The organism is Herbidospora sakaeratensis, from assembly GCF_001570525.1.
Taxonomy (GTDB): domain Bacteria; phylum Actinomycetota; class Actinomycetes; order Streptosporangiales; family Streptosporangiaceae; genus Herbidospora; species Herbidospora sakaeratensis.
Map to the genome: position 1 here is coordinate 227,757 of NZ_BBXC01000013.1, position 14,209 is coordinate 241,965.

Consider the following 14,209-nt stretch of genomic DNA (forward strand, 5'->3'; position numbering starts at 1 on the left):
CCATTCAGGAAGCACCACAATGTCCTACCTTCTGCGCATCGACGCCTCCGTCTCCGGCCGCGCCTCCTTCTCCCGGCAGGTCGCCGACACCTTCACCGACGCCTGGGCCGGCGCCGTCGTCCACCGCGACCTCGCGCTCACCCCGGTTCCGCACCTGGACGCCGCGGGCGTCTGCGCCCGGGCCGTCCCCGCCGACCGGCACACCCCCGAGCAGCGGGCGGCGGCGGTCCTGCAGGACGAACTCGTGGAGGAGTTCCTCGGCGCCGGCGCGTACCTGTTCGCCGTCCCGCTGTACAACTACTCGATACCCTCGGTCTTCAAGGCGTGGCTCGACCACATCATGATCGTCGGCAGGACCATCGCCGTGGGTCAGGCCACTCCCACCACCGGGCGCCCGGCCGTCATCGTCTCCGCCCGCGGCGGCGGATACGGGCCCGGCGCCCCGCAGCACGGCAAGGACTTCCTCCTTCCCGCCCTGGAGACCATCCTCGGCGACACCCACCTCTTCGGCCTCGACGTCCGCTCCATCACCGCCGAGCTGACCTATGCGCCGACCATCGAACCGATGCGGCACCTGATACCGCTCCACGAGGCATCCCTGGCCAACGCCCACGACCTGGCTCGCCGCCACGCCGCGGACATGTCCCCGCTGTCCGAGCCCGCACGCCGGTGACCATGCCGAACCTCGCGCGGCGGAAGGTCTCCGTACACGAGATCGTCGTCTGTCGCCAGCCATACCGCCGATCGTCCGGTTGTCGGTGCCGGGATCTATTGTCCCGATCATGACCTCAGCCACCCCCGCCGCCCTCTGGGCGGAGATCACCGACCTGGTCGTCCGCAACCAGGCCGCCACCCTGGCCGATCGCCTGGTCGCGCTCGGCGATGCGGAGCGCGCCGAGATCGGCGCGCGGTTGCCCGGCCTGGTGAAGGAGGTCCGCCGCCGCGTCGCCGAGCAGACCCCGGAACCGGCCGCGTGGGAGGTCGACGGCCTGCTCGACGATCGGGCCGGGGCGCTGGCGCTGGCGCTGGCCGGTGTCGGCTGCATCGGCGGTTCGGCGGCCGCCGTGACGTGGCTGACCAGCCGCGACGTCAACCGCCGCTGGGCCGGCGACCTCGACGTCGCGGCGGTCGTGCGGGTGGCGGCGGCCCGGCCTGAGACGTGGCGGCTCGACGTGGCCGACCGGCTGGCCCGGCGCATCCGCCGTCCCGCCGACCGCATCGCCCCGCTGGCCATCGCGCTGCTCCGCCATTCGGGCGCGACGCCGCCCGACCACGACCCGCTGGTGGCCGCCTGGCTGACCGTGCCGAGTGTGGCCGGCGACCCCCTGACCCCCGTGTTGTTGCCGCGCGTCTTCGACGCCGACGGCGCGGGCCGGGCTCTCCGGGAGGAGAGGCTCGACCCGGAGCCGACCCGCTGGCTGGCGGCCGCCGCCCGCGACCTGCCGAGAGAGCGGGCGCTCGACGGGTGCGTGAGCCGGTTCCTGCGCGGCGGCGACGTCCAGGACCTGCGGTTCTTCGTCCGCCTGCACACGCTGCTCGACCCGACGCCGCAGGAGGCGGCGGCGCGGTCGCGCGACTACCTGCGGCTGCTGCCCTCGGCCCCGGGCCCGGTCGCCGAGCTGGCCGCCGCGCAGGTGCGCAAGGCGCTGCCGCTCGACCACGCCGACCTGGTGGAGGCGGTCGAGGCGCTGACCTTCCGCGCCGAGGCGAAGCTGGCGGCGGTGGGGCTGCGCTGGCTCGACCAGTGCGTGAAGTCCGCCGGCGAGAGCGCCGGTGACCTGCTGCCCGCGCTGACGACCGCCTACGCGCACACGTCGTTCGACGTGCGCAACCGCGCCGCCGACCTGACCCTCAAGCACGCCGGGGCGTTCGCCCCGCACGCCGGGGCGATCCTCGACGCGCTGCCCCACCTGGGCGCCGAGCTGGGCGCCAAGCTCGCGGCGCGGTTCAGCGGAACGGCCCCGGCCGAGGATCGCGCCGAGCGCAGGGAGTTCCCGCCGCTGCCCGACATACCGGAAGTGGGGCGTTTTCCCGAGCCGTCGTTGTCGCCCGACGACGAGGCGGGCTGGGTGGCCGGGGAACGCTGGCTGGCGGCGTTCGTGGCGGCCGTCGCCGGCGACCGGGAGAAGGCGCGGCGCGACGTGAAGCCCTGGCACGACCAGGCGCCCCACTGGTGGCGGTCGACCGAGGCGCGGACCGACCTCGGCGAGTGGCGGTTCGCGCTGGCCGACGAGCTGGCCGAGCCGGGCCCCGGCGGGCCGCCCGACCTGCCGCCGCGCGAACCGAAGACCGTGTGGATCCCGTGCGCCTCGTCCCACGTGGTCCGCCGGGTCACCCGGGGTGAGGCGGCGCCCGAGGTGAGCATGCCGGTCCCGGCGCGTTCGGCCCGGCGGCCCGACTACGTCTTCGCCGACGAGGTGACCCCCCGCACGGTCGTCATCACCTGGACCACCGACGAGGGCCCGGCCGGGGCCCTCGCCACCGAAGAGGGGCGGCCGCTGCCCGTCGTCGACGGCACGGTCAGGGTGGACGCCGGGAAGCACGTCCTGGACGGCCTCGACGCCATCGCCGCCGAGCTCCTGGAGCTCGGCGTGGACCCCCGCCGGGCCGAGGCCATGCGGCGGTCGCGGCCGGTGCCGCCGCCGGGCCCCGGTGAGCCGTGCGTCGCCGTGACGATGTTCCACACGCTGGGCCACCGGCGGGTCCTGGAGCCCGAGCCGCTGTCGCCGTTCGAGGAGTGGCGGCGGCGCCACCGCATGCCCTACCCGGGGGCCGTGGCGCCGCCGCACGAGTTCCTCATCCACCGCCATCTGGAGCTGCTGACCGCGCTCCGGGACGACGCGCTGCCGCCCGTCCTGCTGGCCACGCCCACCTGGCTCGACGGCCACCTCGACCCCGGCGTCCTGGTCACCCGGCTGGAGACCTGCGCGGCCGCCGGAGTGGAACCGCTGCCCGCCGACCTGGCCCAGGCCCTGATGCGGCTGCCCCGGGGCGGCCACCCCGCCGCCGCCGCGCGCGCCGCGGCCCTCGGCTCCGACGCCGCCCGCTCGGTCGCGCGCTGGCTGGCGCGAGGCGGCCTGCCCGACCCGCGGACCGGCGTCACCTGGGAACACCGCTCCGACCGCAAGTGGGTCGAGCTCGGCGACGACGAGCCGGCCGGCTTCACCACGGCCCGGATCGTCCCGGTCCTCACCGCACCGCCCACCGGCCACCCGCTGATCGACGAGATGCTGCTGAAGCCGCGTGACGGCGCCTTCTCCGCGGACTCGGCCGGGTGGTGGTCGGCGATGATGCCCGCCCACCGCGAGGTCGTGTCCGTCCACCTCCTGCCCGCGCTGCTGCGCGGCCGGTGGCTGCGCTGGACGCAGGTCGCCGAACTGCCGGGGCTGGCCATGGCCGACGGGCCGCTGGGCGAGGCCACCGCCGTGCTGGCCGCCGTGATGCTGGCCGACGGCACCTCCGACGTGATCGCGACGGCGCTGCGGCTGGCCGCGAAGGGAGAGCTGCCCGCCGAGTCGATCGGACGGCAGATGGCCCTGGCGATCCGCCGCACGTCCTGGCTGGAGATCCGCCCCGCCATCGCCGCGCTCACCGACCTGGCCGAGCGGGGCGGGCACCACGAGGTGTGGCGCATGCTGCGCGTCCTGCTGCCCGCGCTGCTGCCCCGCGCGGGCGAGCGTGTCACCGTCAGCCACGCCGACCTCGTCGCCTTCGCGGCCGACGTCGCCGGGTGGACCGGCGCGCGGGGGGAGATCCCGCAGATCGCCGAGTACGCCAACAGCGGCCGCACCACCCGGTTCGCCCACGAGTGCCGTCGGCTGCACGCCCAGCTGACCTGAGCCGGGTCAGGGGTCGTCGTCGACGATGTGGCGCATGTAGAGGTCGGGGCGGGCCAGGAATCGGCGCCAGTCGTCGACCAGCGGTAGTTTCGCCCACTCGCCGGTCCGCGCCCCGTGGTCGCCCAGTTCGACGATCTGGGCGCCGGGCAGGGCGGTCAGGATCGGTGAGTGGGTGGCGCAGACGACCTGGCCGCCCTCGCCCGCCACGCGGTGCATCAGCCCGGCCAGGCGCAGGCAGGATTGGAAGGAGAGGGCGGCCTCGGGTTCGTCCAGGAGATAGAGCCCGGGGCCGTCGAGCATGTAGTCGAGGACGGTGACGAAGCCCTCGCCGTGCGACTGGGTGGTGAGGTCGTCCGCCCAGAAGCCCTTTCCCTCTTTGGTGAGGACGCCGCGGGCGAGGTTGACGAGCGTTTCGGCGCGGAAGAAGAACGCGCGCCGTTTCAGGCGGGGGCCGTGCAGGAGGCGTCCGCCGGTGACGGTGAGGTCGGCGTCGAGGACCTCGCCGAGCGGGGTGGCGGGGCCGGTGCCGGCGTATTTCGTGCCGGCCTTGCCGCCTTCGGCGTTGATGCCGCCGACGTCCGCGATCGCCTCCATGAGGGTGGACTTGCCCGATCCGTTGTCGCCGACGAGGAACGTCACGGGGGCGGTCAGCGGCACGCCCCGCTCGGCGAGGTGGCGGACCACGGGCAGGGCGGCGCACCAGCCGTCGGGGAGTCGCCGGGCGCTCAATCGGGTGATCAGCACGGGAGGTCTCTCGTTTGTCGGTGGGGGGATCTATTGTCCCGGCCATGACTTCTGCGACGCAGGCGTACACGTACGCCGCGCCCTCCTCTCTTGTCGACGGCCGGCTCGGGTTGGCGACCTCCGGCGGCCGGGCCCTGACCGGCCCGGCCGTGGCGCCGCGGTTCTTCAGCGGCGTGGTGACCCAGGCGGCGCCCGCCGCGGCGGCGCTGCTCGGGGTGGCCGACGTGGCGCTGGCGCGCTACCACCAGCCGCAGGCGCGCAGCTGGGTGCGCGACCCGGTGGTGACGTGCAACGGCGACCGGTTGCGGTTCGAGTCGTTCTCGGCCTGCGGCGGGGTCTACTCGCGGCTCGACCTGCTGGGCGGCGCGCTCGACGGCGAGGTGTTCGACCGGGGGACCACCAACGTCGACGTGAACGCGCCGCTGCGGGAGGCGCTGGCGCGCGTCGGCGCGCGTGATCCGCTGCACCTGGGGGTCGGGCTCGACGAGCTGGTCGTGACGACGATGGACGGCGCGGTGGTGGAGAAGAAGGTGCCGCTGCCCGAACGCTGGTTGCGCGGCTTCGCCGAGGTGCAGGTCATCGCCTCGCGCATGGACCAGCGCGGCGAGCTGGCGGGCCTGGCGGCGGTGCGGTTCCTGCGCGGGCTGCCGAAGAAGGGCATGGTGTGGGTGACCCCGTCGGGGCGTGACCTGAAGGTCTGCGACCGCGAGGTCGCCGGTTCGGTGCGGCTGGCCGCTCCGAACCGGCTCGGCACCCTCCTGCCGCTCCTGCGCTTCGCGAAGAGCCTTCGGGTGTACGGCCCCGCCGACGCCGCCTCCAGCGCCTGGGAGCTGGAGCTGCCCGGGATGCGCTACACGCTCGTGTTGTCGCCCGAACGCTGGCGCGGCTTCTCCGGCGAAGGCGCGGTCCTCGACGACCTGGCGACCGACGAGGCCGAGAACGACGCCGACGTGGTGGGCATGCTGCTCAACTTCGAGCCCGAGGTCGAGATCGGGCTGCTGGCCGACCGCGCGGGCCTGCCCGCCGACCGGGTGCGGGCCGCGCTGACCCAGCTCGGCGTCGCCGGGCGGGTCGGCTACGACCTGGCCGAGGCCGCCCACTTCCACCGCGAGCTGCCCTACGACAAGGACAACGTGCTCCTGCTCAACCCGCGTCTGGCCAAGGCGCGCACGCTGGTCGAGGCGGGCGCCGTGCGGCTCGAGGGCGAGCTGGCCACCGTCACCACCTCGGGCGGGGCCCGGCGCGTCTCGCTGACCGACGGCTCCTGCACCTGCGAGTGGTGGTGGGACCATCGCGGCTCCCGCGGCCCGTGCAAGCACGTGCTCGCCGCCCGCATCGCCGTCCGCGCCGCCGTGGAGGTCTCCCGGTGAGCCTGCTGGACGAGATCGCGCAGCTGCTCACCGGCCCGTCGATCACCCGGCTGGCCGACCGGCTGGTCACGCTCACCGAGCACGAGCGCGCCGAGCTGGCCGGGCCCCTGCCCGATCTGGTCAGGAGCGTGCGCGACCCGGACGAGCCGCCCGACCCCACCCTGGTGCTGCTGACCGCGGCGGGCGTCGTCACCGGCCCGGCCGCCGCCGTGACGTACATGACCGGCCGCGACGTCACCCGCCGCTGGGCCGCCCCCATCGACGTCGCCCTGGTGTGCCGGGTGGCGGCCACCCGGCCACCGCAGTGGCGGAGCGACGTCGCCGTCCGGCTGGCCCGGCGGATCCGGCGGCCCGGCGACCGCATCGCGCCGCTGGCCGTGGCGCTGCTGCGCGAGTCCGGCGCGACACCGCCCGACCACGACCCGCTGGTCGCCGCCTGGCTCACCGACCCGGGCGTGGACGGCGACCCGCTGACCCCCGTGCTGCTGCCGCGCGTCTTCGACGCCGACGGCGCCGGCCGCGCCCTCCGGGGGGAGAGGCTGGCGCCCGAGCCGACCCACTGGCTGGCCACGGCCGTCCGCGAGCTGCCCCGAGAACGGGCGCTCGACGGGTGCGTCAGCCGGTTCCTGCGCGGCGGCGACGCGCACGACCTGCGGTTCTTCGTCCGCCTCCACACCCTGCTCGACCCGACGCCGCAGGAGGCGGCAGCGCGGTCGCGCGACTACCTGCGGCTGCTGCCCTCGGCCCCGGGCCCGGTCGCCGAGCTGGCCGCCGCGCAGGTGCGCAAAGCGCTGCCGCTCGACCACGCCGACCTGGTGGAGGCGGTCGAGGCGCTGACCTTCCGCGCCGAGGCCAAGCTGGCGGCGGTGGGGCTGCGCTGGACCGACCAGACGATCCGGGCCGCCCCGGAGCGCGCGGGCGATTTCGTCACCGCGCTGACCGTGGCGTACACCCACGGCTCCTTCGACGTGCGCAACCGCGCGGCCGAGCTGACTTTGAAGCACGCCGGCCTGTTCGCGGGTCACGCCGAGGCGTTCCTGGCGGCGATCCCCGCACTGCCCGCCGAGCTCGGCTCCGTGCTGGCGAAGCGGTTCGGCGGGGAGATCCCGGCCGGGGAGGTCGCGGAACACAGGGAGTTCCCGCCGCTCCCGCAGCCGGCGGAGGCGCAACCGTTCCCCGAGCCGTCGATCACGTCCTCCGGCCTCGACGAGTGGGTCCGCTGGGAGTGCTGGCCGGCCGCCTTCGTCGCCGGGATCCACGCCGACCGGGCGGAACTGCGCCGCGTGCTCACGCCCTACGTCCAGCAGCGATCGGGCTACCTGCAGGTCGGCGACCAGCGCACCGACCTCGACGCGTGGCAGGCGACGCTGGCCGCCGAGCTGGTCTCACCCGGGAGCGTGCCGGTGGCGCCGCCGCTCGGGCCGCAGCGGTACTGGGAGGGCGAGAGCCACTCGACGCAGGTGCTCGCCGTGACGCGGGGTGCGCGGATCGCCGCGCCGAGACGGGTGGTCCGGGGCGTCAGCATCAGCTTCGGCGGCCCGGAGCGGGGCCGTTTCCTCGACGACGACGCCCCCGTGCGCTCCATCTCCGTCACGTGGACGAGCGACGAGGGCCCGTCCACGGCCGAGGCCCGGGAGAACGGCGAGCAGATTCCCTGCGCGAACGGCTGGGTGTCCCTCAACGGAGAACCGGTCGTCGGTGTCCCCGAGCCGACGTGGCACCGTTTCGACCACGAAGAAGACCACGAAGAAGACCACGGAGAAGACCACGGAGAAGAGCAGGACGAGGGCCCCGCCGCCGGGGAGGCGATGCCTGACCACGTCCTCGACGGCGTCTACCACCGCATGGCGGAACTCGGTGTCCACCCCGCCCGGATCGAGGCGATGCGCGCGGGCGGCCCGGTGCCCCCGCCCGGCGACGACGAGCCGTGCGTGGCGGTGACGGTGACCTACTTCCCGGCCCGGCGGCGCTCCTTCCAGCCCGACCCGCTGCCCGACGCCGAGGAATGGCGGCGGCAGCACCTGCTTCCCCATCCGACCATGCTCTCCCCGCTCCACGACTTCCTGCTGCACCGCTACGCCGAGATCCTCGACGCCCTGCGCGCCGGCACGCTGCCGCCCGTGCTGCTGGCCACCCCGACCTCGCTGCGCGGCCACCTCGACCCCGCCGTGCTGGTCGACCGCCTGGAGAGCTGCGCCGCCGCGGGCCGCGAGCCGCTGGAAGCCGACCTGGCCCAAGCGCTGCTCCGGCTCCCGAGGGGCAGCCACCCGGCCGAGGCCGCCCGCGCCGCCGCGATCGGCTCGGCCGCCGCCCGGCAGGCCGCCGCCTGGCTGGCCGGGGAGGGCCTGCCCGACCCGGAGTGCGGCGCCGCCCGGCCGAAAGGGGCCGAAGGCGGCGAAGGCCGGCTGACGCCCGTGCTCCGGGCCGCGCCCACCGGCGTCCGGCTCATCGACGACGTGGCGCTGCGGGAGCCGTTCTCGTGGACCGACTACGACAAGGGCGGGGCGATGGCCGCCTGGCCTGCCATGCTGCCGTCCCACCGGGAGGTCGTGGCGGTCAACTTCCTGCCCTTCACCTTCCGCACCTACTGGAGCGGCAACGTGCGCCAGCCGGAGGTCTCCCGGATGGTCGCCGCCGACGGCCCCCTGGGCGACGCGACGGCGCTGATCCTCGCCTACCTGCTCGGCGCGGAGCCGTCCCCGACGATCCCGCTGGTGCTGCGCATGGCCGCGCGCGGCGACCTGCCCGCCGAGACGATGGGAGCGCAGCTCGCGCTGATGATCCGCGGCACCCCGCTGGAGACCCGGCCCGTCATCGGGGCCCTGACCGCCCTGGCCGAGGCGGGCGGCCACCACGAGGTGTGGCGCATGCTGCGGGCGATGCTGCCCGACCTGCTCGGCGAAGGCCGCTGCATCACCGCCCCGCTGGCCGAACTGGTGGCCTTCGCCACCGAGGTCGCCCGATGGACCGGTGCGCGCGGGGAGATCCCGGTCGTCGCCGCGTACGCCAGGAGCCGGCGGACGATCCGCTTCGTCCACGAATGCGGGCGCCTCCACGCCCAGCTCACCGAGGGCCGGGAAAGCCCACCTTCGTAAGTTCCTGGGAGACCTGCCAGATACGCCGGGCCTCCTCGGCGCCGCGCAGGCGCGAGTAGAGGTCCTGCTCGCCGGGAGGGCCGCCCAGGTGCCGGAATCCGCGCGGCCCGTAGAACGCGCCGCGCCGGGCGTCGGGGGAGGTGGCGGCGTACAGGGCCGGGAGTTGCGCGGTGTGCACGGTGCCGGCCAGGACGCCGTAGCCCGACAGCAGGCGGATCAGGCGCGCGCCCATGGTGGCCCTGGCGCGTCCCATTTCGGGGCGGGCGGCCAGCAGGTTCGTCGGGGCGACGCCGGGGTGGGAGAGGTTGCTCGTGATGCCCCAGCCGCCGGCCTGGCTGCGCCGGTCGAGTTCGAGGCCGAAGAGGCCGAAGGCGATCTTCGACTGGCTGTAGGCCCGCATGCCGTCGTAGGAGCGGTCCCAGTTCAGGTCGTCCCAGTTGATGGCCCCCCGGTCCGCCGCGATGCTGACCTGCGAGGTCACGCGCGCCTGGCCGGCGCGCAGCAGCGGCAGCAGGTGGGCCACCAGGGCGACGTGGCCGAGGTGGTTGGTGCCGAACTGGAGCTCGAACCCGTCGGCGGTGGCCTGCCGGTCGGGCGGGGTCATGACGCCGGCGTTGTTGATCAGGATGTGGACGGGCCGGCCCTCCTCCAGCAGGGTCTGGCCGAGGGCGGCGACCGAGGCGAGGGAGGACAGGTCGAGCGTGCGCAGCGACACCTTCGCGTGCGGGGCGCTGCGGCGGATGGCGGCGAGCGCGGCCTCGCCCTTGCCGGGGTTGCGGACGGGCAGCAGCACGTCGGCCCCGGCCGCGGCGAGCCTGGTGGCCAGTCCGAGGCCGATGCCGTCGCTCGCTCCGGTGACGACGGCGCGCTTGCCGGACAGGTCGGGAACGGTGATGTCGATGGGTCGGCGTGGCATGGAGGCACTCCCTGGTCGTGGTGTTCCTCCACCGTCGCAGAAGGCGCGAACGCCATTCAGGGCCCCGCGATCCACTGATCAGGACGTTGAGGGGGACTGACAATCCGTGGATGTCGCCGGGCGCGGGCGGTAGACATGAGCATCGAATCCGGCACGTACGGTGAGGAAGCGCACGCGGTGATCGATCGAATTGGACTGGCGGAGTTCCTCCGGCGCCGCCGGGAGTCGCTGCAACCCGAAGACGTCGGCCTTCCCCGGGGGCGACGCCGCCGGACGAGCGGCCTGCGGCGGGAGGAGGTGGCCGGGTTGTGCCACATGTCGACCGACTACTACGCGCGGCTGGAGCGGGGGCGCGGACCTCACCCGTCCCCGCAGATGATCGCCTCCATCGCGCAGGGGCTGCACCTGTCCCTGGAGGAGCGCGACCACCTGTTCCGGCTCGCCGGGCACACCGCGCCCCCGCAGGGCGCGCACGGCGACCACATCAGCCCCGGCATGCTGCGCATCCTCGACCGCCTGCAGGACACCCCCGCCGAGATCGTCACCGAGCTGGGCGAGACGCTGCGGCAGACCCCGCTGGCCGTCGCGCTCACCGGCGACCTGACCGTGCACACCGGCCCGGCGCGCAGCATCGGCTACCGGTGGTTCACCGACCCCGCCACGCGGGAGCTCTACGCGGCCGGCGACCACGCGTTCCTGACCCGCATGTTCGCCTCGGGCCTGCGCGGCGTCGCCACGCTGCGGGGGCCCGGTTCCCGCGCGGCGCACTACGTCGACCTGCTGCTGGCGCGAAGCGAGGAGTTCCGTGCGGTGTGGAACGACCACGAGGTCGGCATCCGGCCCGACGACGTGAAGAACTTCACCCACCCCGAGGTCGGTGCACTGCAGCTGACCTGCCAGACCCTGCTCGACCCGCACCAGTCCCATCACCTGATCGTCTACACCGCCGTGCCCGGCAGCGAGAGCTACGAGAAGCTGCAGTTGTTGTCCGTCCTGGGCGCGCAGACCCTGCGCTGACTTCAGTCGATGACGCCGTGGTCGCGGGCGTAGACGGCCGCCTGGGTGCGGTCGCGCAGGCCGAGCCGCTGGAGGATGCGCGAGATGTGGTTCTTCACCGTGCCCTCGCTGAGGTAGAGCCGGTCGGCGATCTCCCGGTTCGACGCCCCGGCGGCCACCAGGCGCAGCACGTCGAGCTCCCGCTCCGTCAGCGGCGCCCGCGCCTGCGGGGCGCGGGCGCCGTCGGCCGCCACCAGGCGGGCGGTGACCGCAGGGTCGAGCTGGGCGACCCCGGCGTGCGCGAGCCGCACCGCGGCCGCCAGCTCCCGTACCGGGAGGTCTTTCAGCAGGTAGCCGACGGCCCCCGCGCGCAGGGCCTGCAGGACGTACTCCTCGTCGTCGAAGGTCGTCAGCATGACCACGCGGACCTCCGGCGCGCGGTCGCGGAGCGCGGCCACGGCCCGCACCCCGTCCAGGCGCGGCATGCGCACGTCCATCAGCACGATGTCGGGCCGCAGGGCGGCCGCCCGCTCGACCGCCTCGTGGCCGTCGGCCGCCGTGCCGACCACGGTGACGCCGGGCTGCACGCCGAGCAGCGAGGCGATGGCCTCCCTGATCAGCCCCTGGTCGTCGACGACCAGCACCCGCACCGGCTCGTCGCTCACGGCGCGCCCCTGCGGGGGATGGTGACGGTCAGCCGGGTGCCGCCGCCGGGCGGGCCGGCGATGTCGACCCGGCCGCCGGCGAGCTCGACCCGTTCGCGCATGCCGAGCAGGCCGTACCCCTCGCTCCCCGGCGCGAAGCCCCGTCCGTCGTCGCTGACCACGAGCTCCGCGGCCTGCGGGCCGAGCGACGCGGCGACCGACACGCGGGTGGCGCGGGCGTGCCGCCGGGCGTTGGTGATGCCCTCCTGCGCCGCGCGGTAGAGGGCCCGCAACGCGGCCGGGTCGTGGCCGCCCTCCTCGCCGGAGAACTCCAGGACCACGTCCGCCTGGCCGTCGACCAGGGCCGACAGGGCCTCTTCGAGGTGGAAGGACTCGCGCAGGGTGCGCACCGAGCGCCGCACGTCCTCCAGCGCCCGCCGCGCCGAGCCGTGCGCGTCGGCGACCGCGCGATCGGCCGCCTCGGCGTCGAGGTCGCGGAACGCGGTGGCCTTCTCCAGCAGCACCACGATCGCGGTCAGGTGGTGGCCGAGATCGTCGTGGACGTCCCGGGCCACCCGGTTGCGCTCGGCCGTGGCCGACAGCTCGGCGACCGCCGCCGCCGAGGCGGCCAGTTCCACGCGGGCCCGGCGCTCCTCGGCCGCCACCGCCGCCATGGTCACCGCCAGCACCAGCCCCACGCAGAACATCAGCAGGTCGGAGACCTGCCCGGCGTCGGCGAGCCAGTTGGGGTCGTGCACCGTGCCGGCCACCACGAAGACCACGACGCATGCCACGGCGAGCGCCACGGCGACCGTCCGCCCGAACACGAAGTAGGCCGTGAACGGCACCAGCACGAACAACACCCGCGACAACCCGGCCCCGTCGGCGGAGGCGACGAGCGTGAATAAGCCCACCCGCAGGGCCAGCAGCGGCACCGGGTCGATCCGGTGCTCCCACCGGTCGAGGACGGCCAGCGCCGCCAGCCCCGCCACGAACGGGACGGGCCGGGTGTCCCCGAGCCCGGCCAGCCAGGCGTACAGACCCGCGAGGAGGACCGCGCCGTAGAGCACCGGCGACACCCACGGCACCGGACGGGACAGGGCCATGCCCGAAAGACTACGGTCGGTCCGCATACCGCCGCACCGACAACGACAACCAGATGAGCGTCGCGGCGACCAGGACGTGGAGCAGGCTCGTCAGCACGCTGTCGGGCGACGACGCGGCCAGCGCCAGCGCCGTCAGCGTGACGCCGTATCCGGCGGCGGGCACTTTCGGGAAGACGCCCGCGCGCAGCATCGCCGCCGAGAACAGGATCGTGCCGGCCACGAACACCGCCGTCCCGCCCAGCAGGACGATCTTCGTGGGTCCCCGGAGCAGCTCCCGCGTCACCGCGTCGTCGAGGAAGAAGACGACCACGTTCAGCGCGAGGGCGAGGCCGGCGAAGAGGGTCAGACCGATCATGTTGACGGCGTACGCGACCGCGCCGAACCGCCCGGACACCTCGCTCTGCCGCAGGTGGAAGGCGGTGAGCGCGGGCGGCCCGAAGGCGACCCCGAGCCCGATGACCAGGCTGGTGGCCGTCGTCTCGCCGGTGAACGCCTCGACGGCGCCCGGGACGCCGACCGACAGGCCCATGACGACGCCGCAGACGACGCCGAACCGAAGGAGGGAGGAGGGCATGGGAGAACTCCTTGACCGAAGGGATTCCGACGGTAGGAGCGGTGGTCGGGCCGGATAAGTGCCGCAGGTCATGGTGACGTCACGCCTTCGGCGGCGACGGTCATGTGCCGGACGCGGCGAACGCGGTGACGATCCAGATCGCGGCGTCCAGACGCACCCCGCCGGGACCGGCGTGCTCCGCGAGGGCGGCCCGCAGGTCGCCGAGCGCGGCGTCCCGGCCGGCGTCGGCCACGGCGGCCAGCTGCGCCCGGACGGGCCCGGTGCCGGCCAGGTATTCGGCCGCGTCCGCGACCTCGGCCCCGACGTGGAGCGGCACCCGCACACCATCGAGGTGGACGTGGCCGAACCCGGCCCGCGTCAGCAGCCGCTCGACCACGGCGGGGTCGGACTGGCTGAACATGCTGCGCCCGCGCAGGTCGACGGGGGCGGCGGCGTGGCGCAGGATCGCCGTGCCCGGGACGGTGAGCCAGGGGTTGGCGTCGGGGGGCTGCCAGGTCGCCAGCACCAGCCGCCCGCCGGGGACCAGGCCGCCGGCCATCGCGGTGAAGGCGCGGGCGGGGTCGGTGAAGAACATGGTGCCGAACCGGCTGATCACCACGTCGAACGGGCCGGGCGGCGTGTGGGTCTCCGCGTCGGCGTGCACGAACCGCGCGTTGGCCGGGCCGCCCGACTCCTGACGGGCGCGGGCCACCCGGAGCATGGGCGCCGAGACGTCCAGGCCGGTGGCCGTGCCGCCGGGGGCGACCTGGCGGGCGGCCTGAAGCGTGGTGGCTCCGCAGCCGCAGCCGACGTCCAGCACCCGCTCTCCGGGCCGCAGCCCGGCGGCGGTGAGCAGCGTCTCGCCGACCGAGGCCAGCACCCGGTCGCGCCGGTCGGCGTCGGCGGCCCACCGTTCGCCGTCGTCGTCGTTCCAGATCTGCGCCAT

Annotated in this window: 11 protein-coding genes; 5 read left to right on the top strand and 6 right to left on the bottom strand. The window is 75.0% G+C overall.

What is annotated here, in order from left to right; translation table 11 throughout:
- The first annotated feature begins 19 nt into the window (after nt 1-19).
- Entirely contained in the window at nt 20-673 is a 654-nt protein-coding gene (locus AW271_RS22255; RefSeq protein ID WP_062339323.1) for an FMN-dependent NADH-azoreductase, read from the top strand.
- A 109-nt stretch (nt 674-782) separates the two neighbouring features.
- A complete protein-coding gene (locus AW271_RS22260; protein ID WP_062339324.1) occupies nt 783-3,839 on the top strand; it encodes a hypothetical protein in 3,057 nt (1,018 codons plus the stop codon).
- 6 nt (nt 3,840-3,845) lie between these two features.
- On the opposite strand, the gene AW271_RS22265 is transcribed toward AW271_RS22260, so the two are convergent.
- A complete protein-coding gene (locus tag AW271_RS22265; RefSeq protein WP_062339325.1) occupies nt 3,846-4,583 on the bottom strand; it encodes an AAA family ATPase in 738 nt (245 codons plus the stop codon).
- Between the two features lie 44 nt (nt 4,584-4,627).
- Here AW271_RS22265 and AW271_RS22270 point away from each other — a divergent pair, with 44 nt between their 5' ends.
- Entirely contained in the window at nt 4,628-5,953 is a 1,326-nt protein-coding gene (locus AW271_RS22270; protein ID WP_062339326.1) for an SWIM zinc finger family protein, read from the top strand.
- Entirely contained in the window at nt 5,950-9,048 is a 3,099-nt protein-coding gene (locus tag AW271_RS22275) for a DUF7824 domain-containing protein (RefSeq protein ID WP_062339327.1), read from the top strand. Before AW271_RS22270 ends, AW271_RS22275 begins: the two co-directional genes overlap by 4 nt.
- Here AW271_RS22275 and AW271_RS22280 read toward each other — a convergent pair.
- Nucleotides 9,017-9,964 (bottom strand): SDR family oxidoreductase, encoded by a 948-nt coding sequence (locus AW271_RS22280; protein ID WP_062339328.1) that lies wholly within the window; start codon nt 9,962-9,964, stop codon nt 9,017-9,019. The two genes, AW271_RS22275 and AW271_RS22280, sit on opposite strands and share 32 nt — an antisense overlap.
- Before the next feature lie 135 nt (nt 9,965-10,099).
- On the opposite strand from AW271_RS22280, the gene AW271_RS22285 reads away from it, so the two are divergent.
- Nucleotides 10,100-10,981 (top strand): helix-turn-helix transcriptional regulator, encoded by an 882-nt coding sequence (locus tag AW271_RS22285; protein ID WP_245653157.1) that lies wholly within the window; start codon nt 10,100-10,102, stop codon nt 10,979-10,981.
- Nucleotides 10,982-10,983: 2 nt separating this feature from the next.
- On the opposite strand, the gene AW271_RS39935 is transcribed toward AW271_RS22285, so the two are convergent.
- From AW271_RS39935 to AW271_RS22305, 4 genes are all read right to left on the bottom strand, one after another.
- Entirely contained in the window at nt 10,984-11,625 is a 642-nt protein-coding gene (locus AW271_RS39935; protein WP_062339329.1) for a response regulator, read from the bottom strand.
- On the bottom strand, nt 11,622-12,710 hold the full coding sequence (locus AW271_RS39940) for a sensor histidine kinase (protein ID WP_062339330.1): 1,089 nt from the start codon (nt 12,708-12,710) through the stop codon (nt 11,622-11,624). The genes AW271_RS39935 and AW271_RS39940 overlap by 4 nt, the downstream gene beginning before the upstream one ends.
- Nucleotides 12,711-12,720: 10 nt before the next feature.
- Nucleotides 12,721-13,284: a hypothetical protein gene (locus tag AW271_RS22300; protein ID WP_062339331.1), complete on the bottom strand. Its 564-nt coding sequence runs from the start codon at nt 13,282-13,284 to the stop codon at nt 12,721-12,723.
- 100 nt (nt 13,285-13,384) lie between these two features.
- On the bottom strand, nt 13,385-14,209 hold the full coding sequence (locus AW271_RS22305) for a class I SAM-dependent methyltransferase (protein ID WP_062339332.1): 825 nt from the start codon (nt 14,207-14,209) through the stop codon (nt 13,385-13,387).